The organism is Metabacillus sp. KH_069, assembly GCF_057838075.1.
Window position 1 is genome coordinate 2,587,431 of the sequence record NZ_CM174460.1, and the last position, 25,696, is coordinate 2,613,126.

The following is a 25,696-nucleotide window of genomic DNA, read 5'->3' on the forward strand; positions in this document are numbered from 1 at the left end:
ATGTTAGGTGTCCGATTTTTTTTTGCGTGTTTTTATATAGAAGACAATGTTTATCAATATTCCAAGAAACAGCAAGCCAAAGCTTGCATAAATCAGACTCCACTTTACAAACGAAAAAATCGGAGTAAGTTCTGCAATCACAGGTGTTTTCTTTGGATATCTGGCCATCACAGCGGAAGATGCTGCATTCTCGAGATAGTCAAAGAGCGCTCCGCCGAACGGGATGAGATTAACTGACCGAAATGAACTTCCCGCTGGCACCACACGATAAATCGCCGTCAAAACGGCAGCCAGAAAAAACAAATACGCAAGCGGCCAGACTACATCAAACGTAAATCTTGACTGAATGTAATATGTTCTCCCCTTCGCCCCATACTCATCAGCTATTTTATACAAATCTGCAGAAGAATAAAAATAGGTTCCATCCGGGGATTCACTTGTACCAGTCATTTCTTTCGTCGTTTCAGCGACGTTCGGCAGCACAAACAGCATGAACAGGAAAAAGATGACGATTGAAGCTAATAGTGTCTTCCATCCAGCCCGCGAATAAATCCATTCTGAAAAGCTGCGGATTCTATTCATTTTCATCTCCCCAGTTCGTTGTTTTTCCTTTAATGTACCATTCTATGCTTTGCAGCAGTACTTTAAATGTTTTTAACTTAAGGATTTCCAACTAAAAAAATGAGAACAATCCGTGAAAACAGTTGCTTTTCTCAGAGCGACCTGTCAAGCTTAAGTAGGTAAAAAACTTAACAGGAAAGAACATACAGGTGACGAAATGATTGAAATCAAAACTTCATCCCTCAGCGACGGGGAATTTAATAGAGGCGTGTTCGCTACTCGCGACATCGCAAAAGGCGAAATTATCCACGAAGCTCCCGTGATTCCTTATCCAAATGCCGAACACGAACATATCGAAAAAACAACACTTGCTGATTACGCATTTGAATATGGCCAGAACCACACAGCCATCCTGCTGGGCTACGGCATGCTGTTCAACCATTCCTACACACCAAATGCCACTTATGAAATCAGCTTCGAAAACCATACCTTTATCTTCAGCGCATACAAAGACATAAAAGCTGGAGAAGAAATACTCATCAACTACAACGGCGACGAAGAAGATCAGGAACTGCTTTGGTTTGACCGGGAAGATGAAGAAGAAGGTAAATAAAAGGGAAAACTGACTCTGGTGGAGTCAGTTTTTTTGCATTGCCCTTTAATAATTAGATTTCATTTTAATGCCACACCATGCGTTTGATTCCACTTTTCACGCTCATTCCTTTGATTGTGGAATCTTAGCGGGCGGTTGATTCCACTTTCCAACCTCATTTTATAGATTGTGGAAGCATAGTACCCTTTTGATTCCACCGTTCTTCCTTATTCCATATATTGTGGAATCATAGGAGGGTTTGATTCCACTTTTCAGCCTCATTCAATCAATTGTGGAAGCATAGCACCCTTTTGATTCCACTGTTCTTCCTTATTCCATCTATTGTGGAATCATAGGAGCGTTTGATTCCACTTTTCACCGTCATTCAATCAACAGTGGAAGCCATAGTACCCTTTTGATTCCACTATGCCTCCTCATTCCATCGATTGTGGAATCATAGGAGCGTTTGATTCCACTTTTCAGCCTCATTCAATCAACTGTGGAAGCATAGTACCCTTTTGATTCCACTATGCCTCCTCATTCCATCGATTGTGGAATCATAGGAGCGTTTGATTCCACTTTTCACCGTCATTCAATCAACAGTGGAAGCATAGTACCCTTTTGATTCCACTATGCCTCCTCATTCCATCGATTGTGGAATCATAGGAGCGTTTGATTCCACTTTTCAGCCTCATTCAATCAACTGTGGAAGCATAGTACCCTTTTGATTCCACTGTTATTCCTCTTTCCATCGATTGTGGAATCATAACACCCTTCTGATTCCACCTTTCACGCTCATTCCATTAATTGTGGAATCATAGCAAGCTGCCTCATCTCTATATTAAAATTAAGATAGTCAAAGAAGTTCCCCGTAATTAGCAGCTTTTCCATGCCCTTCTTTATTAAATTTCTGCGAAAGTATTCTCCAAATGCTTTTCTTAGAATCTATGATGCTGCACCAATCATAGATCTGGTTTGTAGTAATGCTGGAGTTTGGAAAGAGGATCTTGAATTCTTCTATGCTGCGTATGACAGCGCTTTGCTGCCCCTCCACACTCTTGCAGTTTTTGCATATCAGGCGCAATTTGGTTAAAGGAGTATAAAATGAATAACACTCTGGACAAAGTATTCCTTTTTTTAGTTGAGCGTAGCTATAATTCGGTAAACGGCTATATGGTGAATCATCTAGATCGAGAGATACCAGTTTATGTGCTAGAGTTGAGTGAACTTCTTTTAGTGCGTTAGACTTCTTGTCCAATGTATCTGCAAAACGGTTTAATTGAGACGGGAAAATAATCGGAAGGTTAAGAGGAGTTTGATAGAGCTGAAATTCGGGGTTAATAAAAATAAGATATGCTGTAACTGAAAAGGTGAAATTATGTTCCTGCAGCAATCGCCGAAATAATAATTCGCTTCTTTTTAATTGATGCAGGGGATTTTTTATTTCTAATTTTGAAGATGAAAACCATTGGTCCTTTCAATAAAATAGTCACCTTCATAGTTTTTAACTTCAAAAAGATAAATCTTATTTGATGTAATATATATCGAATCGTTTTGGTATAAGGAACGGTTTGTCTCAAATAACAAATCATTTAAAATGAGCCCATTATGAGCTTTGTCCGTCATCAATTCGTCAAACTTCAGCTCTCCTTCATACCCCTTTTTTAGATAGTCATAGTGATTTTTATCTTTTGCAGGCAAATTCATTCTCGCATTTAAATTCCTCAAGATTCGTAATTCTAATGATTCAGAGCGGGACTTCATGATCAACATGCAAATCTCCTTTCACTTTTTCCTAATAATAAAGCGTATTAAAGATAACAGCAAATCAACAAAATTGATTTTTCCATTATCTCCGCAATACGAATCGGATCAGGAAAACCCAGTAAAAAAGACCAACTCGAGGTTATTAGCAATTCTAATCACCCAAAATTGGCCATTTCATATTCAATACTTCAATCAAAACCTAAATTCAATTATCCTCATTTTTAATGACATCACTTATCACTTCGGAAAGTGCTTCAGCTGTTCGATATTCTTCTTCAAGTGTATTTTCAGCTCCTCCTATTTCTACCAGCACGGATTGCTTATGGAGATCCTGGTTATAAGAATAGTTAGAATAAGCCCTTTGCGATTTGAGAAAAACACCTCTTGATATTCCTGGATAGCTCTCTTCCAACCTATCGCTTAGGAGCTGTGCAAATGTTTTATTTTGGTCATAATTCTTATTGTCAGAAGAAATGGTGAAAGCGATTTTTGCGTATTCCATTCCGTCGATATTTAGTGTAGTAACATCCCGCTTCTGTGCATCTCTATGAATATCAAATACCATTTGTATACGGTTATTTTTACTCAGAACATTTTCAATACTCTCTCTGGAAACCAGATAACTTTTTTGAAATGTTAAGTTTCTTTTTTTCATCTCTCCCATAAAATCCGTGTCATCAATAATCGTATTGATCTTTTCATTTTCCAGTAATTGAGTCAGTTTCTTTCCAACTTTTAAAATATTTATATCTTCGTGATAAGCCTCATTTATATTATCTGCATCTAACTCCGGAATAAATGATTCATGATTATGTGTGCTATAAATTAATATAGCAGGCTCTTGTTGATAATCTGGGATTGATACTTGTTGATCTTTTGTAGAGGAAACTGTTTTCAAAATAACATCATTCCCGCTAATTATAAAGAACCATGTCAGTATCATTGCTCCCAATAATACTCCAGCAGTGGCCATTGAAAATTGCCCAATTCTGTTATTTCTGCTCATCTTTCTTGCTTTGTGTTTAAGCTTAATTTCTGTATTTGAAATAAATTCTGAACTTGGTTCCAGAGGGTATGATTCTTTTAATAAATTAATTAGTTCTTTATCACTTTGCATTTTTCATAACCTCCGATGCATCAACATGTAATTTTGTTTTCAATTCCTTCAAGGCACGGTGGTAATCTACTTTGACCTTAGATTCACTGCACCCCAGAATATCCGATGTTTCCTTTATCGAAAATTCGTTTATCCCTCTCATGATGACAACCGCTCTGAATGTTGGTTTTAATTTAGAAATGGCCATATGAACAGCTTTCTTCAGTTCATTTTCTTCAACAATCTCATTTGAAGGCTTTTGATTGGATCGCATTCTATGAAAAAATCCCTCTTTAAAAATAGAAGTGAACTTATTTCTGCGGTAGTGATCAATGGCGATGTGCTTAGCTATAGAAAAAATCCACGTTTTCATATTGACAGTTTGATTAAAGCTCGATAATTGGTTTAATACTCGGATAAAAACTTCCTGGGTCATATCTTCTGCATCATGCTGATTACCTGTAAAACAAATAAGGAATTTGTAAACATCTAAGTAATGCTGATTATAAATATCACTTATGTTTTTCTCTAACTGCTCTGATTCAAACAAATGTCTCCCCCCTCGAATAGGCATTCAGTTATTATTCGTTTGAACCATAGGAAAAGTTACAATTTTTTAATGTCTAAGAGTGGTTCTTTTATATAAATTTTAACAAACAAATGTAAAAATAAGTTAATATCAATCTATCGGGGTAAGAAAAATTAGCTTAAAATCAGTTTCATTTAATCTAATCATCCTAAACGATATTTAACTCCAACAAAGGATAAACAAGTTCCACTATCGAATAACCAAATAAAATCTATCTAAATGGAGGTACATATGGTTCCGCAAAGAGTATCGTTACTAACGGTTGGCTGTCTGGACCTGCCTGTTCTTCGGGAATTTTATGCGAGGCTGGGGTGGGAAGAAACCGATCATGGATTAGAAAATTATGCCGTTTTTAAAACGGCTGGTGTGCTGCTGTCGCTGTTTCCTTTGGAAGATTTGGCTAAAGATGCGGGTGTTGAAATTCATAAATCACCCAATCATTATAGCGGCGTAACCTTTGCCATCAATGTTGATCTGCCTGAACAGGTTGACACAGCGATTGAACAAGTCAGACGCAGCGGCGGGAAAATAGTAAGAGAGCCAAGCGACGCCTTTTGGGGTGGAAGAACAGCTTATTTCGCAGACCCCGAAAACAATCTGTGGGAAATAGCCTGGAATCCTGATTCGACTTTTGATGAGCGCGGGGCGATGCTTACTTTATAAGAACAAAAGCGCAAGCGCCAAGGCCCGCTCCGACAGGCAGATAAGAATCCGACAGAAAATTCCGGGTCCCGCCTTTTTTGGCGCATTTGTTCTACCCGAGGATCTAGGCGCTTGCGCTTGCCGTAGATAACTTTATTTCATTATCCACAACCTATTTCATTTTATAATTTCCTAAACGATGAGAAAAGAGCTTGAGTCAGAAGTTGACCCAAGCTCTTCATTTAATTTACCTACTCCATATTACTATGTTTCTGAAACGCCTGTTCATTGCTGATTTTTTTCTTTTCTGCATATTGCAGGCAAATTCCATCAAAAAGAATATGAACACATTGATCAAATAACGATCCCAAAGGCTGAATAGTAGGCTGTTCGCCTTCTTTGCGGTATTTGGTTGCTGCCGGTACGTGAAGGATATGGGCGGCAAGTCCTGCGAGCTGCGATTCAGCATCAGCGGTTACAGCGATAATCGTACACCCGAGTGATTTAGCTTTTTCCGCAGTCCAGACAACATTTTTTGTCGTGCCGGACCCTGAGACAGCTACTAAAATATCACTCTCTGATATACTCGGAGTAATCGTTTCTCCTACAACAAAGACTTCTGCTCCCAAATGCATCAGACGCATGGCAAAGGATTTTGCCATTAACCCCGAACGGCCTTCGCCAATAACAAAAATCCGCTGATCTTTTAATAGCTCACTGACAATCGGCTCGATCTGCTGTGAGCTGCTTCTTTTCAGGACTGTTTCTATTTCAGATAAAATCGTTTCAAGCTGGTTCATTTGATTCCGCCTTCTTTCTTTCTATGATTTCACGCAATGCTTCAGCTGCTTTTTCAGGCTGTGTGGATTTTGTAATCGCTGATCCGATAATGACGATGTCAGGAAGCGGTCCTGCCATATTTTGAATCGATTCTCCTGTAATACCCCCTGCTATTGCCCACTCCAATGAGGGATCAAATGCGGCTGAAGCTGTGTTTTTTAATCCGGATTTTTCCTGCACATCTTTGCTGACATGATCACAAAAAATAGCCTCGGTATAAGGAAAAAGAGCTGCTTTTTGTTCTGCCGTTGTGTTTAATAAATCAATCATTGTTTTTTTCTGATGGTTTGCAGCAGCTTCGAGACACGTTTCAATTGTCTGAAGCGGACTTACTCCCATGACAGTGGCGATGTCTGCCCCAGCTTCAAAGCATAAATTGAATTCATACAGGGCATTATCAATCGTTTTCATATCCGCTAAAATCAGTTTATCTGGAAAAGCTTCTTTCAGCCTCGATATGCTGATAACCCCGAATTCCTTAATCAGAGAAGTTCCGACTTCAATGATGTCTATGTATGGTTCTGCCTGTCCGGCTATCTTAATGGCTTCATCAATCGATAAACGGTCAAGCGCCAGTTGAATTTTCATCAAACCACTCCCTAAACCGGTTTAGTAAATGTTTAAAAAAGTCTGTTTTCGCATAGGTTGTTGTTTTTCATTACAAATGTTGCCCGTTCCTTCCGCTGCAATCCACTTAGAGTTAAAAATATTTAGTCTTTAGCAACAATATTTACGAAAAGAGCCTTTAAAAAAGAGAATCTCTTACGATGATTCTCTTATAATGAGTTCGCATGGAAAAACATGCTCGTGAACATCGTTCTGTTCTTTGTTAATTTGCTTCAGCAGGATTTCAGCCGCTTTTTGTCCCATTTCATACCCTGGCTGGGCAATGGTGGTTACTTGTGTTTCAGCTAAATGAGCGAGCGGAATGTTATCAAACACAATTAACGCGGCATCTTTCCCGATTTTCATCTGTTTGTCTTTAAAAAATTCAAGGATCTCGATGAAAACTAAATCGTTTCCGGCAAAAAGGGCAGTTGGCGGCTCTTTAAGAGCAAAGAGCTTTTCCAATTCATGTTTCACCTGCTCCCGTTCTGCATGAATCATATACTCTTTAATGAGAGGGATACCCGCTTCAGTCAGCGCCTGCTTATAACCCTTTAACCTGTCAATCCTAGGACTGATCATCAGCGGCTGCGTCGCAATCGCTATTTTCGTATGTCCCCCTGAAATCAGGTGCTTAATGGATTCTTCCGTTGCATCACGGTTCGCTGCCACGACATAATTGGCTTTTAATCCTTCAATCTTTCGGTCCATGAAAACGACCGGATAGTCTTCATCGATAAGCTTCTGATACAGATCCAGGTTCTGTCCGGTCGGAAAAATAATCAGCCCGTCTACCTGCTTCGCATGAAGAACTTCAATATATTTGCGCTCTTTTTCAGGATTGTCATCGGCATTGCAGAGAATGGCATGAATGTCATGCTTATGACAGTAATCCTCTATTGAACGGCTGACCTCTGTCGAGAGCCTGTGCATGATGTTTCCGACGATAATGCCGATCATCGATGTCCGTTTCTGCTTTAAGCTTCTTGCCAGATAGTTGGGCTGATAACCGAGAAATTTGATCGCTTCATCAATTTTTTTCTTCGTGTCTTCGCCCATATATTCATAGCGTTTATTTATAAATTGAGAGACCGTGCTTTTAGAAACTCCTGCTTCTTTAGCCACGTCAGCCATCGTCACTCTTGCCATCTTATCAACTCTTTCCAATCTGTTCGTACCAATCATTTTATCGGATAAACAGACATTAATCCACTCTCCTCTTCGTCAGCTAAAAATGCTTGGCCGCTCATACTCGAGCGGCCATTTGCATTTCTTCTCTTGCTTTCTTTACTTCGTTTATAAAATCTGCAGCTTTTTCTTTCATATTAAATAGGGCTTCTTCCGTTAATGGTTTTTTTGTATTCACTAGAGTACTCCCTACCCCAACTGCAACAGCGCCTGCTTTAATATAGTCAGCTGTATTATGAAGATCAACTCCGCCAGTCGGCATCAGCGGGATGTGAGGCAGCGGGCCGGCAATATTTTTTAAATAGGAAGGTCCGAAAGCATCAGCCGGGAACACCTTAATCATATCTGCTCCATATTCATAGGCTGTAAGTATTTCTGTCGGTGTAAATGCCCCTGGAACACTAATCACGCCATAGCGTTTAGTCATTGTGATCGTTTCTTTTCGCACCGTTGGCGAAAAAATAAATTTTGCCCCTGAAAGAATGGCCATCCGTGCCGTTTCCGGATCAAGGACGGTCCCTGCTCCAACAAGCACATCATCTCCAAAGTATGACGCTGCAGCCTCAATTACAGTCGCTGCCCGAGGCGTTTCCATCGTGATTTCAAGAGCTGTAACCCCGCCGTCTTTTAAAGCATTTCCGATTGAAATGATGGATTCAGGCGTTGCTCCTCTTATAACAGCTACAACTCCGCGGTTTTTAATTTCAGTTACTCCCATATTCTCCACTCCTCTTTTTATTATGAAATATTGGTATTAACGTTCGGCTGTTTTATATGCTTTTCCTTTGCCTGTTTCGTCGCGACAATAGTCAAGATGGCTGACAGCAGCAATGAACCTGCCATAAAAATGTATGATGCAGCAAAACCGCCGGTTGAACCGTTCAGATAACCAACGACGTATGACCCGACAAATGAACCAAGTGCACCCATTGAGTTGATTAAGGCCATTGCTCCTCCAGCTACATTTCGAGGCAGAATCTCTGGGATTATGGCGAAAAACGGTCCATATGGCGCGTACATTGCGCCCCCAGCTATAATTAGTAGGACGAAACTGATCCAGAAATGATTCGGTCCAATTAAGTACGAAGCATAAAAGGCAATCGCACCGATAAACAGGAACGGCCAGACAAATTCTTTCCGTTTTTGCAGCTTATCTGAGAAATGTGAAGCGGTAAGCATAAGGATGACAGCTAAAACATAAGGGACGGCGGATAACCATCCTGTTTGGACAATGCTCATGTTCGGTGCTGCTTTTATAATAGAAGGAAGCCACATTACGAATCCGTAAAGTCCGACACTCCAAAGAGCGTATTGTGCTGCCAGTAAAATAACGACTTTCGATTTAAACGCTTCACGGTAATTCTTAACAGGCTTGATTCCTTCCTGTTCTTTTTCGAGTGCAGCCTGAAGGTCCGCTTTTTCTTTTGCGCTGAGCCATTTTGCATCTTTAGGATGATCGAACACTAGCTTCCACCATAAAAATGCCCAAATAACTGCTGGAAGTCCTTCAATAATAAACATCCATCTCCAGCCGTATGCTTCCAACAAATAACCTGAAACGATCGACATCCATAAAACCGTTACCGGATTTCCAAGGATAAGAAATGTGTTGGCACGGGATCGTTCTGCTTTAGTGAACCAATGGCTTAAAAAGACAAGCATAGCCGGCATGACGGCACTTTCTACAACACCAAGCATAAATCTGATAATAAATAAGAAATTTACATTTGAAACCATTCCTGTTGCCGTCGCAAGAGTTCCCCAAGCGATCAGCGACCAGAAAATCAGCACTTTGGCACTTTTCTTTTCAGCATAATGAGCTCCTGGAACCTGGAAAAAGAAATACCCTAAAAAGAACAGAGATCCAAGCAGCGAAGAAATAGCAGGAGTAATCTGCAAATCCTGCGCCATTCCGCCTGCAGCGCCGAACGCATAGTTCGCCCGGTCCAGGTAGGCAAGGCTGTATGTGATAAAAACAACTGGTATTAACCGGAGCCATCTTTGTTTTGCTAATGGTTGCTTCATCGTAAATCCTCCTTAAATAGGTAAATTCATATAATCGATTAATGTCTTGCGATCTGGATATCCATCATTGTCACCAGGTGATTGAACGGCCAAAGAACCAATGGCGTTTCCTCTTAATACAGCTTCATTAAGCGGCAGATTCTCAAGCAGGCCGCTGATCAGTCCAACCGCAAATCCATCACCCGCTCCGACTGTGTCAACCACTTTTTTAACTTCGAATGGCTTTACGGTTCCTTCTTCTGCATGATTTTTATAAAATGCACCTTGTTCGCCAAGCTTAATGACAACAAGGCTGACTCCTTTTTCTAAATAAAAGGATGCTATATCACCCGGGCTGCTGTATCCGGTAAGAAGTTCCCCTTCTGTAATGCCTGGAAGGACATAGTCCGCTTTAAACGCAAACTCATTCACTACCTCAATCATTTCCTGCTGGGTATTCCACAATGTCGGTCTCAGATTAGGATCAAAACTGACTGTGCGCCCCAAATCTTTCATATGAGTCAAGGCTTTTTCGGCAAACGAACGAGTATGACTTGAAATAGCAAGTGGAATACCAGTCATGTGAAGGTGCCCGGCTCCGCTGAAATAGTCCTTTTGAAAATCATCAGCACTCATAAAGCTTGCGGCAGAGCCTTTGCGGAAATACTGAACCGCAGGATCTCCCTTCAATGCTTTTTCTTTGAGCTGAAATCCCGTTGGATAGCGGTCATCTTTAAAAACATGATCTACATTCACGTTATCTTCTGCAAGCCTTTTCATAATAAAAGTTCCAAAAGCGTCTGCTCCAACCTTGCTTGCCCAGCCTGATTTCAGTCCGAGTCTTGCGAGCCCGATCGCAACATTGGTTTCAGCACCTGCAAGCTCCCTCGTAAAGTGCCTGACCTCATCTAACGGTCCTGGATTTTCTGCCATGAACAGGGTCATTGCTTCCCCGAACGTAACTACATCTAACTTTTGCATACAGCCTCACCTTTCCTATTTGTTTTAGTGGGATGAACCATTCCTATAAATTCTTTCAAACGGCTGACAGGATCAATTGGAAATTCCAGGGCTCTTGGGAGATTTACCGGCAGCTGCTTTGCTATCATTCTCCAATCAGTTGTTTCACTATTTGATAGTTCAGTTGTAATAAACCCATTGCCCGATGACACCACATTCTTTAGATGCAGATATGCAACATATTCTTTCAGCATTCCAAACGCTTCAATCGGGCTTTCATTCGTATAGAGCCAATTTCCTGTATCGAATGTCATTTTAACTGGAACTCCCGCAATAGAAGCGCTTTCAAAAAAAGAACGAAGAATTTCCGCATTTCCGCCATGCACAGTTTGATCATTTTCGATCAGCAGGTCGATCGAATCAAATTGATTCAGTACTTGATTCAGTTTTTCTAAGTCTGATACACCTTTTATGTAATGCCCGAGCGATACCTTCACCCAGCTCGCACCAAGCAAAAGGGCTTCTTCATTAATTTTCAGAATTTCATCTTTATTAAGAGTTCCGTTCATTTTCCACAGTTCAACAGGCGCTGAATAGACGGTAAACAAGGAACCTGCCATCTCTTCCCTCATCTGCTTTAAGGGTAATTCTTGTTCAGAAAACAACTCTCTTCTGATTTCTGCGCCGTAAGCTCCTGATTCTTTAATCATGCTGATATACGAAAGCTGCCCATTCTCTAAAACTTCTTTTCTATCAAAAGCATTAAGCGGAATGATTACACGATTCAAAAAAATGCTCCTTTCTTTTACTAAATCGGTTTAGTAAATCGGTTTATTTGAATTATAATGCGTGTGAAAGCGTTTTACAACCCTTTTATCAAAAAAAAAATGAACTGCCGAAGCAGTCCATTCTTTTTTCTAGTTTACCAGTTTTTCATTTTCAGCTGTTCCCTTGTTTCCCTTAAAGACAAAATACAGAGCTGCAGCCATTAACACAATACCTGCAAATCTTTTCAAATCAAAAGCGATGACCTGGCTCTCAAACAATCCGAAATGGTCAATGGCCATGCTTGCTGCAAGCTGTCCGATAATAACAGACACAACAGCTGCTGTTACACCTATTTTCGGAACAGCAAGGACCATTAAAGAAAGATAAATGACGCCAAAAATGGCACACAGCAGCTGCCACTTAGGCACCTCAGCAACAGCAAGAATATTCCCTTTTCCAAAGAAGTTCACCACGATGGTTAAGAATATCGCTCCTGTAAAAAAAGTTAAAAATGCACTTTCAATTGTACCCGCTTTTTTTCCAAACGTTCCGTTGATAGCGGATTGAATACTTAATCCGATTCCAGCAAGAATTGGCAGAATCACTAATAGTAATGTCATTTCTTTTGCCTCCTAAACGACCAAGAATAATGATGCGGTCAATAGCACGATGGCCGCGATCGTATTGCGGTTGACTTTTTTCTTTGCTGTTCCGAGCAGACCAAAATGCTCAATGATGATACTCATAATAATCTGTCCAATGATAACAGCTGTCACCGAAACTCCAACTCCTATCAGCGTGACACTGATGACAAGCAGAGCCAGATAAACAACTCCAAGTGCACCGCCAAGCAAATTCCATTTAGGCACTTTAAACGTTTGAGTTAAATCTCCTTTTCCAAAAAAGAGAGTAAGCAGGAATGTCGCCATTGTTCCGATAATGAAAATATAATACGTGCTTTCCAGCTCTCCTATATTTTCTCCAAGGGCGCCTCCAATGGCAGCTTCAATGCTTAAAGAGATTCCTGCTGCAAAAGCTGCTAAGTATACCAAAACTTTTTTCAAGCCCATCACCTCGTTAAATTTAAATATCTAGAAAAATCGATATATAAAAACACACAAGACCTCTTAACAAATAGCACCTTTTTAAATTTCTTTTTCAAGAAATTCCGCTATTTGCCTGATCGTCTCTTCATTTCGTCTATAATAAGTCCACTGTCCATAACGCACTGCTTCAAGCAAACCTGCTTTTTGCATCATAGAAAGATAGTGGGAAACAGTTGACTGAGATAAATTCACTTTTTCCTGGATGTCCCCTACACACACACCGCCTTTAATACTGACCTCCTTTGGAAGGTGTGCTTGCTGCTTCGGAAAATTTTGCTCAGGTTCTTTCAGCCATTTCAGGATATTCAGACGTGTTTCGTTGGAAAGTGCTTTAAATATATTTAAATGATCCATGCCTGAAAGTATATATCGATTTATACCGATATGTCAAACTTAATACACCAAAAGGGCTTTGCTTGAAGGTGCACAACCGTAAATTTACCTCAATCCTTTCCTTCATTAAAAAGACGCTTTCCTAGTTCTGGAAAAGCGTCCGATCGTATTACCAGTTATATTTTAAACAATGTCTGAATGAATTACATTAGTTCACTGGCAGACTTTGCGCCCCGACTACCAAGCCACTGGACCAGTTCATCGGCGCTGCTGCGACGTGCAGCATCGAGGGGTGTTAGGTCATCATAACCAATCCAATTGATATCGGCACCCTGCTCCAAGAGGTACTCAGCTGCCATTAGCTGTCCACCGTGACACGCTAGCCAGAATGCTTCTGTGGTTTCATCTCGAGTGGGTAATTTACTGCCTTCGTACCGTTCTTTTACGCGATCCATCAGTCCGAGTGCAGAAGCGTGCCAGAGCTTGGTTTGTGCCCCGCGCTCGACAAGCCGCCGCGCTGCATGCCACTGCGCGAATGCCACCGCATCGTCCAGCGGAGTGCCGCCTGCGATGACAGCTCCGGAAGCCTCAATGTCTGCGCCTGCATCAAGAAGAGCGTCAAGCACTTCAATGTCATCACAGCTCGCAGCCCAATGAAGCGGCGTCTCGGTGTGCGGGCCGGTAAATCGGACGTTCACCTCAGCGCCGGCATCGATCAACAGCCTCACTGTGTCTGCACCTCTTGGGAAGTGACCTGGCCAGTCGGTCACAACATGCAGCAGTGTCCGCGACATTCCCAAGCGGATAGAACTTTCATCATAGTCTCTTCCGACTATTCTCGCCCTGACCAGACCTGGACTATCAGCAAGCAGCAGCTTTAGCAATCGGACATCGCCAGTATGGATTGCCTTGACCGCTTCGACGGCCAGCGCCTCATCTTCGAAAATAATGTCCACACCAATCTCTCCTCAAAATTTATATTTTATGTAACCAATTCTGACCAAAACTGATCGATTACCCTGTCCAGTAATCGCCGCTTATAACTTAGAACAAAATCTATTATCTCTTCCTAAACTCATCCATCTTATCATTTAGACAATCCTATCTTAACATAAATATTCAATATTCTGATTATATCTATCTAAGAAACAAAAAAATCACGCCATTTAACTGTTAAAATGGTGTGCCATGCATCATCATTCTGACCATTGCGACTTTATTAAACTGGGTGGCGATTAAAAGATAAATTTTAAATCCATAAAGAAATCCCCATTCGAAAGTTGCTTCGAATGGGGATTTTTCAATAAACGCTTATCTCTCCACCGGTTTACCATCATACACTTTCGCTTGAAGCGGAGCCGCTAGGAATTGCGGTGCTTTGCCTACAAATGTAGTAAAGTGCTCACTTGAGTTGTGTGCGGCAACTGCTTCAGCACTTTCCCAAACCTCTATCATTGTATAAGCACCATCCTGCTCGGTATCTTTCATTAAATCATATGAGATATTTCCGCTTTCAGCTCTTGAGGCTGCAACTAGAATGCGGATTTCGTTTAAAAAATCAGTTTCCTTTTCGGCATTTACTTTTAATCCAGCATGAATAATAATCATTCTATTTTCCCCATTTCAATCATTAATTTTAGAACTTACTTCCACTCTGCAATAGCATCAATCGGCAGGCGCACTGATTGGTATCCCGCATCAGCAGCTTTTCCGATTGAGAGAAGCATAACAGGATAATAACGGTTTTTGTCCAAGTCAAAGGCTTCCGCAATTTGATCTTTTTCAAAGCCGCCGATTGGATTCGTGTCATAGCCATGAGCACGGGCCACCAGCATGAGCTGCATCGATACTAGACCTGCATCAATCAGATTCATTTCTTTTGTTTGTTCAAATGTCATCGCTTCAAAGAAGCCTTTTATTGCAGGCACTTGCTGATCTCTTACTTCCGCAGGCATATGCCCTTCTTCCACTGCTTTATTATAAATTTCATCAAGGTATAAATCACTTTGCATATCTGCAAACACAGCGATGACAGCTGAAGAAGTCTCAACTTGTCGTTGATTGAATCTGGCAAGAGGAGCAAGCGTTTCTTTACCTTCTTTTGAGTCAATCACAACAAATCGCCATGGCTGCAAGTTAACAGATGATGGTGCAAGTGCAGCTTCCGTTAAAATTTCGCTCATTTCCTCTTTGCTGATTTTTACACTTGGATCATAATTGCGAATCGAACGGCGTCCGGTTACAATTTCCTTAAAATCGTTTACTAATGTTTTATTCATTGTTCATTCTCCTTTTATGTGATGTCATGATGATTTGGTTTTCTGCTATTGAATCTTTTCTACATTATCTTGAATACGGCTAAGCATATTTAACAGTGAAAAACGGTCCTCTTCTGAAAAGTCCTTTAATACATTTGAAATGAATCGCTGCTTTTCTTCTTTATAAGCAATGATTTTCATTCGGCCTTCTTCTGTCAGCTTCACAAAAGTAACGCGGTTATCAGCAGGATTTTTCCTGCGCACAACCATTCCTTTTTCCTCAAGCTGCTTTAAATGTCTCGTTACTGCCGCATTATCAATGTTCACTTTCTTTTGCAGGGCAGTCTGGCTGATTTCATCTGCTTCATAAAGCTCATGCAAAAGCTCAAGCCTTGATTGGCTGATTCCTGTACACCGCTCAAACTTGGGCATCGTCAGCTTATTTATCTCATATAATCGATAGACTATTTTTTCATCCAGATTGCACGAGTTGGACAAACGCATCCTCCTCCTATTTTGATTAATTGACGGGTCAATCATTGACCTATCAACTAATATAATAGAATTGCTTTTTAAAGTCAAACAAATTGATTAAAATGGAAAGTCATGATGGCTTTCCCTACAGAAAAAAGCGTCCCTTAAAATAAGAAACGCCACTTGATGTACCTGCTTTTATGTAATCTTCAACTCTTGCAGCTCTTAACACTATATTGCTTCACAGAATTCCCCATTATCTCCAAACAATTTAACTGACCCCCATATGCACATGAACCATCGATGGCTATCTTCTTTTTTCCAAAATAAATATCGTTGGAAGGGTGCAGAAGTGAAGCAGGCGTATGCCCATGGACTATTGTATGAGCATGATGATGATCATTCTTTAGGAAGTGATCTCTGATCCACATAAAATCCGTGTCTTCAGTGCTTTTCCAATCTCTAAGAGTTGGATTGATGCCTGCATGTACAAAAAGATAATCTTCTGTTTCATAATAGTATGGAAGTTTGTCCAGAAAATCTAAATGGGCTTGATAGTGGTTCTGAATGTGCTGTTTCGCTTTTTTCACTAACTGATCCTCATAGCCCCTTTCTTTAAACCATCCAGGACCTGCATAGCTTGAAATGGTTGCATAACCCCCATTTCTGAAAAAATGCAGATCATTTCGATCATTATCTATCTGGATCCAGTCAAGAAACATTTGATCATGATTTCCTCGAAGGGCAATAGCCCCTTCATCAGCAAGACTCATGACTTTAGACAACGTTTCCCTGCTGTTTGGCCCTCTATCTAAGTAATCACCCAGCAGAATTAACTGGTCGCTTTCGGGATTGTATTTAATCAATTCTATTAATTTCATTAATTCATCGAAACATCCGTGAAGATCACTGATTGCCAAAATTCTTTTAATGCGAATCGACTCCTTGTAAAACTTTATTCATGATGTCTTTCCACTTGTTGCTGTCTAATTCCTTCTTTTTCTTCAACAAGAAGGTCATTTCCTTCTATCAAAAAAAGCGTTCCTTCTATAATGAAGAAAACGCAAAATAAAACAAGTCATTTTATAAATCAAGTCATAAAGTAAGACAGCCCAAAATAAACAACCATACACAGTATCGAGCCAATTAAGAATGGACTGATTCTGAACGTGACTTTATCATACTTGGGTTCATACCTTCCTCCCGTGGCAATATACGCTGCATACTCTGAGTTTCTTGAAAGCAAATCCCCAGTAGATCCTGTTAAAAAAGCAAAAAAGATAAAGAATGCTGAGCCAAAAAACATGGCCGTTAATAAATCGGTTTGAATGAAAAAGGAAATTCCCCAAATGAATGCGACTTCAACGGTTAACGTTATGAACACAAAAAGTGTATATCTAAGCATATTACACTCCTCCAATCCTATCCTTACATAAATATACGGCTGGAGAGTAATTAAGTTTCAGAAAAATCAAATATTTCATCGATGCTCAAGGTGTTGTTTTTTGCTTTGATTAAGCACCATGTTTGAAATCTTTACGGTAATTTCAATGAGAACTTTGTTTATTTCGATAAATGGGTTAAATTTGAGATCACCTCTTAGCTACTGTGTACTGAAGCCTTACCCATATATCAAATTATGATGTCTCCTTTTTATTTTTAGTGCATCAAAAACGTTCCAAATTTCAGAACGTTACATTTTATATAGTTACATATTTTTGTTACACGATTTACTAGATTATAGAACTGAAATTTGAATGTATCTGATTGTAACAAAAATGACCGTTTTTGAGACGAATTCATAATTCTCTTTCTTATTCATCTTCTGATAGAATTTAGCTAATATAAAAAAGAGAACTCCTTCTGGATATCGGAATTCCCTAGGTTGTTCCATTATTGACTTACAATAATGTTTTTCAACATATTGTGTATATTTATAGTTCATTTAATCTTATCTTTATATCACTACTTTTAACGTAAAAGGCTTTGTTTTTTTATTGTTATGAAAATCTAAGAATTCTTTTTTTGTATGAACACAATAGAGCCAACCCCGTGAGTAATCCAAATAATTGAAAGCTCTTATCAAAGGAACTCTAAAATCGACTTGAATTTGCTAGATTTTTTTATTCGATTGTATACATACTCTCGTAAATTTATAGCAGCTGCCAGCGCGTTGTCAACATCTGGAAATGAGGGACTATATCCTGCATGGATAATTTTATTTCTCAATTCGTAGCAATTTTTATACCACTTCCCAACTTCTTGTCTCTCATTTGTTATATCCCATGATCCACCAATTCTCTTAGAAAACTCTCTTTTTACCATAGTAATATAATTGGTTGCTTCTTGAATAGAACTTACCAGCTCTTCAGTATTTCCTTCAATCTTTAAACATTCACTAAATAGTGTTCTTAGAAATGTTTCAATACTTGTTTGTGCATCAAGTACGGTTTCTTTATAAAAACCCTGTTTGAAGTTTTTTCTAGCACTTAACATAAGATCTTCTGAAAGAACAAAAGGATTTTGATTTTTCTTTATAACATGCATATAGTTAACGATTTCTCTTTGTTTTTCCAATGAAACGATTTCTTTTTTATATGCTACATTAAGGTGGAGTATAAGCATCCCTTCGTTTTCATGCTTAAACACATCGTTATCTAATTTTATGGTTTTATATAAACAAAAAGGTTCTAGCATTTCTTTTGAGATTTTTTGCATATCAAGGTCCTTACTTTTCACCAAGTACGCTGTAATAAAGTCATTTAGACCTTTTAACAAATCGTTGAATATGTCTGATAGTTCATCCTCAGTAAAGAAATAATAGATGCTATTTGTAAAGTATGTCATTTCCACTCTTGTTTCATAATACTCAATCACATGACCTTCGTCATTTGCGCCTGCTGTGTATTTTTTTTCTTTTTCAACTTCCAAAAAGTTATAGGATAAAACATAACTCTCTTCCTGATATGACACTATTGAATTATCAGGGAAAGGTAGATGGTACTGTAATGTGATTAAGAATTGTACAGCATGTTTAAATTTGTAATGGTCATTAAATGCTGGCTTATATTTCACAAGATAAGACTCTTCATCCAATAAAAAAGAACTATCCTTCATGCTTCGTCTCCTTTGATCAATAGGGATAATAATGCACTAATAGTACATAAAAAGAACAGCGCTCACTGCTCTTCACCCTGAAAAATGTTCATTATGTAAATAGTCTTTCAATACCCTATAAGTTTTCTATAATGATAATGTCATGAATATTTCTCCATATTTAGTATCGCTTTTTCTGTTAAAAATAGTAAGTCAGATACTAATTCCAACTGATGTACCTTTCGGTGGCAATTTGGACAAAGTGCAACAACGTTTTCTAGAGAATCTGCACCTCCTTTAGACAAGTAATGGACGTGGTGTACTTCTAAAAATGGCTTGTTATTTTTGTCTAAGAACGGAGCTTCCTTTTCACATAGTTGGCATATACCCTTTGCTACTTTTCTTGCATACTCCTTAATAAAAACACTTCTATCGTAAACAGTCTTTTGGTTCATCTTTTTAACATGATTACTGTTTTTATTAATTGTTTGCTTTAGCTGGTGCAATGTCAGACTTTCAAAATACTGTTCTTTCAGAGTATTAAAATCATTATAGATTTTATTAAAAAGATTAAACTTTCCTGATTGAGATTCTTTCCATCTTTTTTGATCTTCCTTTATTATCCACATAGAATCATACCTGGTTATCCAAACTTCACCGATTTCAATGCCATATTCTTTGGCTTCTTGATATATACTTAATGCTTCTTCCTCTGATTTTGATAACATAATTTGATGTCTGAATAATACCGCATATTGTCTTCGTCGCTTTCTTTGGGTTTTTAACATCCTATCTTTCAATTCAACACAATTCTGATAATCCTCAATAAAATAAATTAAAGAGCCATTGTAGAAAACGAAGGGCGGATTAATATTATGCTCTTCTAATTTAGTTTGAAATACTTGAACCTCGTTGTAATCGTTAAGGAAATATAACATCATAATTAATTCATTAATTTCAGGTCTTCTTCTTGCTCTCTTCATTAAATCCAGGTATAAAAGTATTTCTGAAAGATTCATTTTAATTTTCACTTAGTCCCCCCTATCGTAAATCAAACTAAAGAAGGATAAAGATATATTATTAACCTTCCTTCTAACTGTTATCCGGTGGATAAGATATTTCCTGACCATCAATGATAATTGTGTAGGGCTCTCTATTCTTAACCTTCTTTAGTAAATTGACCATATCAAGAGAAAACCTTGTGGCACCACCTTGTAAACGAACATGATAGTCATTGTTTGATTCTCTTAAATTTATCTCTACTTGAGATTCGACTTCTTTAATTAATGCATAAGCATGATACCAGTTGTATTTATGTATATCGAACACCCTTTCTGAAAGTTTGGATGCAGTTATACTAAACTTTGATGCCAGTTGGTTAGGGTCAGATATATTAGCAAACGTTAAAAGCGACCTTGTTCCTTCTAATTCATCTTCACTTCCTTGGGCAGTGATAAAAGAATTTAAGAAATTTTCTCTATCCGTAAGGTATCTTAAACTAGCCATATCCACTTCTAAATTTGTTATAGTATCACTTTTGACTACGTTATAAACAGTTTCTTCTAGCTTCTTCAAAACTTCAATATCCACAGAATCTTGATATAAAGCTTCATACAATTTATTGTAAGTATGAAGCTTTATATAATTAATTCTAACTGATTCTCCATTTCCTACCGAGATAGATTTTTCCCTTTGAGGAGTTGAGTCTGGATTCATTTCGTTTGGGCTCCAATCAATAAACCACATATTATCAATCATCGGCTCCGAATCAGCATCAATTATTTGTTTAACATTATATAAAATCGACTTTATATTCTCATCGGATAAACTGTACCCAATAAAAATTATTGGATGTTCCATAAAGTACGTAAATAATTTTGAGATTAAATAGATTTGTTTTTTAAAGAAATCTTCATAATCCTTCTTCTCGATGATAATCCCATTTTAATCATCAACAGAACCGTGAATTTTTAAGATATGGCCAATTTGTGTTGATCTTTTTGCACGGATGACTTGTTGACCTATAACCGCTTCATACTTTGGAAACAATTTTTCTAACAGTGTATCGTAGTTGGTAGTAATAATCGCTTGCGGATTCAATTTCCTTATCAAATCTACTTCTGCTCGCCATTCATTAAAATCGAGATCAAATTTGTCTATTAAGTTGTTTAAAATAGTGGCTATTTTATATTTTAGGAAGATACTCTTTGATGTTGATGAAAATAAATCAGACGGGAAAAGTTCTTCATTAGAACGGTTATTCCAAGCATAGTTACGATAATATTGAACAAGTTCAGTAGCGATATTGGCATTATCTTCATCATGTTCTTGTACAAAATATTCAATCGGCATTTCGATTTCTGGATTTTCATCTATTAATTGTTCTAACAATCCTAACCAACTTGGTGAGCCGATATATCTACGAGAAAAACCAGAGCCTACAAAAAGTATAGGTCGACTTTTCATATCAGTTATGTATTGCTTTAAATAATCCAAGGAACTATTTAAATATGTATCATAATTTGACGTAGCAACTGTCATTTAACAAACCCCCGCCGATATTTAACCTTATATTTACATTGTATTACATTTCCCCCCTGTTTTCCTCAAATAAGATAATATAAACATTCCTTATTTATGAGCATGTTGTCTCAAAGCTTATCTTTTTCCAATATAAAAGTAGGACGTATGTACTGGAGATTAATATGAATCACCCATTGTACAGAGGTTGGAAATAGTAGATAGGTGGAGAATCATAAGCAATTGAATTATTATGATGGACGTGGAAGAACGTTATAACAATCAAAGATTTTATGAATCATTCTTTTTAGTAACTTATATTGTTCTCGATTAAAATTCTTTCCACTTTGCTTATCTAAAAAGATCTCACGTTCATTCAATCCATCATTACCTGCAGCCCACGACCTTCATGATCGATCTTTGCAGAGTTATATGTAACTAATTTTCATAACGTCTGTTTTTTGACTTATTTTATCTTTTATTCCTATAATTCTCTCAAATTCGTTCGCAATAGTGTTAGAAAAGCGACGAACGTTCGAAAAGTGTTTTTATACGTAAATGAACTAAAATACCAAATGAAAACTTTAAAAATAAACCGTTCAGAAAAGTGTTTTTTTTGAACGGGGTGTAAACTACAACCCAAAAGTATTCGTTGACTTTTGATGCTACATTTTGAAGACTCAGCTTTTAAATAATCATAATATTTTATTTTTTATGCTCCTATATATTTTTTAAAATACTTTTCGCATAGTAATTCTTCAATTTATTGGTCTCCAACAATACTTAGGGGGCTTGGAATTAAATTAGCTTCATTTTCTTTGAATTTTTTCTAAAAAAATTTCAAATATTTGACCTACAAAGATACTTTTAAAGCGTTGTCCTCACTATTAATCCTGATTATTGAATGTCAACTCAGAAAATTAATATGCCAGAGCAAGAGCCGCCGAAATAATTTCGGCGGCTCTACTTGACTAATTTTAACACTAATATGACCGTGTATTCCTATTGCATCCAGAACGTTAAATGATATGGATTTTTCCTAATATTTACTAAATTGAGCTTTATCTAACGGATTCTATTACATCAACAAAATGTCTTGTTATTTGCTGAGGACGTGTTATTGCTCCGCCAACTACTACTGTATGCGCCCCATACCGTAAAGCTTTTTTAGCCATCTCTGGGGTAATGACATTTCCTTCTGCAATAACGGGAATACTCACATGACTTACTACATCTTTTAAGAACTTAAAATCATTTGAATGTAATTTCATCCCTGCTGTATCTTCAGTATAGCCATGCATGGTCGTACCAACGCAGTCAAAGCCTAATTTTTCAGCCATGATGCATTCCTCTAATGTTGCACAATCAGCCATCCATTGCTGGTTTGGAAATTTGGTTTTAATTTCCTTTATGAAGGTGGGCAGATCCACACCACCTGGACGTATTCGGTTTGTTGCATCTACAGCAATCAAACCTATATTAAGTTCAACCAATGCTTCTACCTCTTTTAAAGTTGGAGTTATGTAAACATTTGAATCTTTGTAATCCTGTTTTATGATCCCTATGATTGGTAGATTAACACTCTCTTTTATTGCGCGTATATCATTTTCACCATTAGCACGAATAGCAACTGCTCCCCCTCTTTTTGCAGCAACTGCCATTCGGCTCATAATATCAGATCCATGCAAAGGTTCATCTTCTAATGCCTGGCAAGATACAACCAGACCAGATTTTATTGCTGTTAACATGCTTCTGCCTCCCTTTTTTAAAACTGCAGCGTCATTCCACATTCAAACATTCTATTCCATGGTGAATGAGTCTTAATTTCTTTAAGTTCCATCTCTTTGAAACTGTATAAAATCATTTCTTTGTATCGTGTATATAGTCTTTTATCTCTTTCACGGTTTACAAGAGAGGCTTTGTTTTTCAAATCAAAGTAGGTAAGATTGTGGGTTGGCAGATAATCAGCAACCATGTCCATTCTGATTTCTGATTGATAAAAATAGTCATCTAATAAATGATAAATGATATTTTTTTGAAGAATATCCGACTTACCATTTAGAGATACAACACCCTGACTAATCGTTGTACCAAGCGTATTGCAATTTGTATTCCACCCTTTATATGAAACTATTCTGTCAAGAACGCGTTCTTCATCTAACAATAAGATTAATTCATGATCCCCGCCATTAGCATATGCTGCATCGGATATCATTACTTTTTTCCCTGCATCTACAAAGGTTTTGATTTGGTCTACAAAAGTTAACATGTTGCGGAAGCTTGTATAGGTAATATCTTTATTATGCTGGTCCCATGATTCTTGCATGATTCGCCCTGGTGTATTATAGGCAAGAATCAAATCAGCATCTTCAGCATTGGATACCAACTGACAGCCAGCCGCTGACACGTGAGACTTTAAACTTTCAGCATAAGGCCGGTCCTCGTACATTGGAATTACTTGTGGTCCAAGTGTGCTGCTCCAGATTGGATAAATTTTAGGCCGCATCCCTTTGAAATCGTTATAGACGCGTGCTAATAAAGTTGCTCCTACCTCGTCTGCTCCTGGATACATATAAACCTGTCTATGCAAGCGAAGTTGTTCCCGTTTTTCTGCAACTAACTTTTGGTCCTTTGCCGTGTAACCATACTCTGCACTGTCATCCTGGGGAATCGATAAGAACTTTATCACTCCTTCATTGACAAGCTTCAGCATCTTGATGTTTATCAGGGAGTTAAACAATCGCCTAGTTTCATAGTCATGTATGTATTCCTCTGGCAATTTTGATTCAATTTCCTGTAATTGCATTTGTTCTTCATTATTTAACGTCTCACGGTCTTGCTTATCTAGTAAGTAAGCACGTAAGAAAATTTCGCTTCCCCACTGTTCATAATAATCTGGTTCCTCATCACTTGAACTATATTTGGGTGTCCGCATAATTAAATTCGAAGCATAGATTGGAACGCCAGGATACGTTTTATGAAATGTACGCAGTCGCTCTACACACATTGTTACTGTGTCTTTTGACAAATAATGCAGCCTTGATGGCAATAACCCGCCATACACCAGCATATCGATGCTTAAGATAATAGCATCAGCTGTCCTTGCAGCCTGGTTTAGCCAGTTCCAAAGAGCATTAGTATCGGCTGCTGTTTTTTTTGCTCCGAGTAATTCATCATATGGCAGCATCAATTCAATATCTGACGAAGACCGTGCAATCCTTTTGATGTAATCAATATTGCATGGTCGCTCATCGATAGGTAAGTATGCAATTTTCATTCGGTTGCTCCTCTTCAAGCATATTTCTCTTATTCCTTTTATGACCATTTGTATATAGAAGAAATAAATTGAAGTTTTTTTTCTTCGTGAACAGATGATAGCCCGTGTGCAAATTCAGGATATACTTGAATTTGTTTTTGGCCGCCTAAATGATGGTATAAGGCAAATCCACTGGAAGGCGGGCAAACATTATCTTCCAAGCCTACTCCTACTAAAGAAGGGCATGAGATATGACTGGCTAAATTCATACAATCCACATAGCTTAACGTGTCAAAAACAGCAGATCGGTTTTTTTGTAAAGGATCATGCAGTTTAAAATAGTGATAAATTTCGTTATAAGGCCCTTCTGTGGCAAGTTCAATAGATCGCTTAAAATGAGTAAGAAAAGGAATATCAACAAGAGCAGCCGAAATACCGTCCTGTAAGGCAGCAGTTGAAACTGCAAGAGCACCACCTTGACTTCCGCCCTCTGCAATGACATCAATCTTTCCCGAAATTTCTCTTAAGACATCAACACTTCTGTAACAATCCATATACACATAGCTATAATAATAGTTATCAGGATCTGTAATTCCTAGGGTCATCCATCCTGAGGAACCTCCGTTTTTATAATGATTATGATCTGGTGAGTTAACATTTTGACCTCGGACCTCGACTAACAGAACCGGAATACCTTGAATTAAATATTTGAATGCATAGTTCGGCTGCAGATTATTCCAGTTGTATCCATGAAAGATAACAGCTGCAGGTGTATTTGGATTAGCCTCTTTATCCGGTTTTAAATACATGGCATGAATACGTGAGTTTCTAAATCCATTAAAGGTTACATCGTACAACTCGACACCAGGGACATAATACATACGATCTTCTATAACGATATCTAATCCCTGGAGTTTACTTTCCTTTATCCGATTATTCCAGAACACTTCAAAATCTTTTTTCTTCGTTTGTTTAGGCTGATACGTTTGCAGCTGCTCAAGCGGCAAATCAAAGAGATTCACTGGGATTCCTCCAATTTT

28 protein-coding genes and 2 pseudogenes are annotated in these 25,696 nt (G+C 38.3%); 2 read left to right on the forward strand and 28 right to left on the reverse strand.

Annotated features, from left to right (window positions below; all coding sequences use genetic code 11):
- Positions 1-3: 3 nt before the first annotated feature.
- Positions 4-582, reverse strand: coding sequence for a hypothetical protein (locus AC3ISE_RS12790; protein WP_489221277.1), 579 nt, complete (start codon positions 580-582; stop codon positions 4-6).
- A gap of 196 nt (positions 583-778) precedes the next feature.
- Between AC3ISE_RS12790 and AC3ISE_RS12795 the strand changes: the two genes are divergently transcribed.
- The gene (locus AC3ISE_RS12795; RefSeq protein ID WP_070875690.1) at positions 779-1,174 is read left to right on the forward strand and encodes an SET domain-containing protein; all 396 of its coding nucleotides are present in this window, start codon (positions 779-781) and stop codon (positions 1,172-1,174) included.
- A gap of 835 nt (positions 1,175-2,009) precedes the next feature.
- Here AC3ISE_RS12795 and AC3ISE_RS12800 read toward each other — a convergent pair.
- The 4 genes from AC3ISE_RS12800 to AC3ISE_RS12815 all read right to left on the reverse strand — a co-directional run bounded on the left by AC3ISE_RS12800 (position 2,010) and on the right by AC3ISE_RS12815 (position 4,566).
- On the reverse strand, positions 2,010-2,546 hold the full coding sequence (locus AC3ISE_RS12800; RefSeq protein ID WP_489221278.1) for a hypothetical protein: 537 nt from the start codon (positions 2,544-2,546) through the stop codon (positions 2,010-2,012).
- 53 nt (positions 2,547-2,599) lie between these two features.
- Positions 2,600-2,926: a nuclease-related domain-containing protein gene (locus AC3ISE_RS12805; protein ID WP_489221279.1), complete on the reverse strand. Its 327-nt coding sequence runs from the start codon at positions 2,924-2,926 to the stop codon at positions 2,600-2,602.
- 199 nt (positions 2,927-3,125) lie between these two features.
- Positions 3,126-4,037 carry a stage II sporulation protein P gene (gene spoIIP / locus AC3ISE_RS12810; RefSeq protein WP_489221280.1) on the reverse strand — a complete coding sequence of 304 codons (912 nt, stop codon included), beginning with the start codon at positions 4,035-4,037 and terminating at the stop codon, positions 3,126-3,128.
- Positions 4,027-4,566: an RNA polymerase sigma factor gene (locus tag AC3ISE_RS12815; protein WP_489221281.1), complete on the reverse strand. Its 540-nt coding sequence runs from the start codon at positions 4,564-4,566 to the stop codon at positions 4,027-4,029. The genes spoIIP and AC3ISE_RS12815 overlap by 11 nt, the downstream gene beginning before the upstream one ends.
- 270 nt (positions 4,567-4,836) lie before the next feature.
- Between AC3ISE_RS12815 and AC3ISE_RS12820 the strand changes: the two genes are divergently transcribed.
- Positions 4,837-5,268: a VOC family protein gene (locus AC3ISE_RS12820; protein WP_489221282.1), complete on the forward strand. Its 432-nt coding sequence runs from the start codon at positions 4,837-4,839 to the stop codon at positions 5,266-5,268.
- A gap of 230 nt (positions 5,269-5,498) precedes the next feature.
- Here AC3ISE_RS12820 and hxlB read toward each other — a convergent pair whose 3' ends face one another.
- From hxlB to AC3ISE_RS12935, 23 genes and pseudogenes are all read right to left on the reverse strand, one after another.
- A complete protein-coding gene (gene hxlB / locus AC3ISE_RS12825) occupies positions 5,499-6,047 on the reverse strand; it encodes a 6-phospho-3-hexuloisomerase (protein WP_489221283.1) in 549 nt (182 codons plus the stop codon).
- The gene (hxlA, locus tag AC3ISE_RS12830; RefSeq protein ID WP_489221284.1) at positions 6,034-6,675 is read right to left on the reverse strand and encodes a 3-hexulose-6-phosphate synthase; all 642 of its coding nucleotides are present in this window, start codon (positions 6,673-6,675) and stop codon (positions 6,034-6,036) included. Before hxlA ends, hxlB begins: the two co-directional genes overlap by 14 nt.
- 174 nt (positions 6,676-6,849) lie before the next feature.
- Positions 6,850-7,842 (reverse strand): LacI family DNA-binding transcriptional regulator, encoded by a 993-nt coding sequence (locus AC3ISE_RS12835; RefSeq protein WP_489221285.1) that lies wholly within the window; start codon positions 7,840-7,842, stop codon positions 6,850-6,852.
- 97 nt (positions 7,843-7,939) lie between these two features.
- Complete coding sequence (locus tag AC3ISE_RS12840) at positions 7,940-8,599, reverse strand: bifunctional 4-hydroxy-2-oxoglutarate aldolase/2-dehydro-3-deoxy-phosphogluconate aldolase (protein WP_489221286.1); 660 nt, start codon at positions 8,597-8,599, stop codon at positions 7,940-7,942.
- Between the two features lie 20 nt (positions 8,600-8,619).
- Positions 8,620-9,906: an MFS transporter gene (locus AC3ISE_RS12845; RefSeq protein ID WP_489221287.1), complete on the reverse strand. Its 1,287-nt coding sequence runs from the start codon at positions 9,904-9,906 to the stop codon at positions 8,620-8,622.
- Between the two features lie 12 nt (positions 9,907-9,918).
- Complete coding sequence (locus tag AC3ISE_RS12850) at positions 9,919-10,866, reverse strand: sugar kinase (RefSeq protein WP_489221288.1); 948 nt, start codon at positions 10,864-10,866, stop codon at positions 9,919-9,921.
- Positions 10,854-11,633: a sugar phosphate isomerase/epimerase family protein gene (locus AC3ISE_RS12855; protein ID WP_489221289.1), complete on the reverse strand. Its 780-nt coding sequence runs from the start codon at positions 11,631-11,633 to the stop codon at positions 10,854-10,856. The genes AC3ISE_RS12850 and AC3ISE_RS12855 overlap by 13 nt, the downstream gene beginning before the upstream one ends.
- Positions 11,634-11,762: 129 nt before the next feature.
- A complete protein-coding gene (locus AC3ISE_RS12860; RefSeq protein ID WP_489221290.1) occupies positions 11,763-12,233 on the reverse strand; it encodes a DMT family transporter in 471 nt (156 codons plus the stop codon).
- A 12-nt stretch (positions 12,234-12,245) separates the two neighbouring features.
- On the reverse strand, positions 12,246-12,677 hold the full coding sequence (locus AC3ISE_RS12865) for a DMT family transporter (RefSeq protein ID WP_489221291.1): 432 nt from the start codon (positions 12,675-12,677) through the stop codon (positions 12,246-12,248).
- Positions 12,678-12,758: 81 nt separating this feature from the next.
- Complete coding sequence (locus tag AC3ISE_RS12870; RefSeq protein ID WP_309194017.1) at positions 12,759-13,073, reverse strand: ArsR/SmtB family transcription factor; 315 nt, start codon at positions 13,071-13,073, stop codon at positions 12,759-12,761.
- A 182-nt stretch (positions 13,074-13,255) separates the two neighbouring features.
- Complete coding sequence (locus AC3ISE_RS12875) at positions 13,256-14,008, reverse strand: ankyrin repeat domain-containing protein (RefSeq protein ID WP_489221292.1); 753 nt, start codon at positions 14,006-14,008, stop codon at positions 13,256-13,258.
- Positions 14,009-14,363: 355 nt separating this feature from the next.
- Entirely contained in the window at positions 14,364-14,660 is a 297-nt protein-coding gene (locus AC3ISE_RS12880) for a putative quinol monooxygenase (RefSeq protein WP_489221293.1), read from the reverse strand.
- Between the two features lie 35 nt (positions 14,661-14,695).
- Entirely contained in the window at positions 14,696-15,331 is a 636-nt protein-coding gene (locus AC3ISE_RS12885) for a nitroreductase family protein (protein WP_489221294.1), read from the reverse strand.
- Positions 15,332-15,376: 45 nt separating this feature from the next.
- A complete protein-coding gene (locus AC3ISE_RS12890; protein WP_489221295.1) occupies positions 15,377-15,808 on the reverse strand; it encodes a MarR family winged helix-turn-helix transcriptional regulator in 432 nt (143 codons plus the stop codon).
- Between the two features lie 185 nt (positions 15,809-15,993).
- A complete protein-coding gene (locus AC3ISE_RS12895; protein ID WP_489221296.1) occupies positions 15,994-16,704 on the reverse strand; it encodes a metallophosphoesterase family protein in 711 nt (236 codons plus the stop codon).
- 170 nt (positions 16,705-16,874) lie between these two features.
- Positions 16,875-17,189 carry a hypothetical protein gene (locus tag AC3ISE_RS12900; protein ID WP_489221297.1) on the reverse strand — a complete coding sequence of 105 codons (315 nt, stop codon included), beginning with the start codon at positions 17,187-17,189 and terminating at the stop codon, positions 16,875-16,877.
- A 677-nt stretch (positions 17,190-17,866) separates the two neighbouring features.
- Positions 17,867-18,901 carry a hypothetical protein gene (locus AC3ISE_RS12905; protein WP_489221298.1) on the reverse strand — a complete coding sequence of 345 codons (1,035 nt, stop codon included), beginning with the start codon at positions 18,899-18,901 and terminating at the stop codon, positions 17,867-17,869.
- A 140-nt stretch (positions 18,902-19,041) separates the two neighbouring features.
- Positions 19,042-19,911, reverse strand: coding sequence for an HNH endonuclease (locus AC3ISE_RS12910; protein ID WP_489221299.1), 870 nt, complete (start codon positions 19,909-19,911; stop codon positions 19,042-19,044).
- A gap of 61 nt (positions 19,912-19,972) precedes the next feature.
- Positions 19,973-21,421, reverse strand: a pseudogene (locus tag AC3ISE_RS12915) (SIR2 family protein).
- A gap of 269 nt (positions 21,422-21,690) precedes the next feature.
- Positions 21,691-21,777 (reverse strand): annotated as a pseudogene (locus AC3ISE_RS12920) (recombinase family protein); the annotation flags it as partial.
- Between the two features lie 684 nt (positions 21,778-22,461).
- Positions 22,462-23,148, reverse strand: a complete 687-nt coding sequence (locus AC3ISE_RS12925; protein WP_489221300.1) for an N-acetylmannosamine-6-phosphate 2-epimerase — start codon at positions 23,146-23,148, stop codon at positions 22,462-22,464.
- A gap of 17 nt (positions 23,149-23,165) precedes the next feature.
- Positions 23,166-24,677 carry a DUF4127 family protein gene (locus AC3ISE_RS12930; protein ID WP_489221301.1) on the reverse strand — a complete coding sequence of 504 codons (1,512 nt, stop codon included), beginning with the start codon at positions 24,675-24,677 and terminating at the stop codon, positions 23,166-23,168.
- A 38-nt stretch (positions 24,678-24,715) separates the two neighbouring features.
- Entirely contained in the window at positions 24,716-25,678 is a 963-nt protein-coding gene (locus AC3ISE_RS12935) for an acetylxylan esterase (RefSeq protein WP_489221302.1), read from the reverse strand.
- Positions 25,679-25,696: the final 18 nt, after the last annotated feature.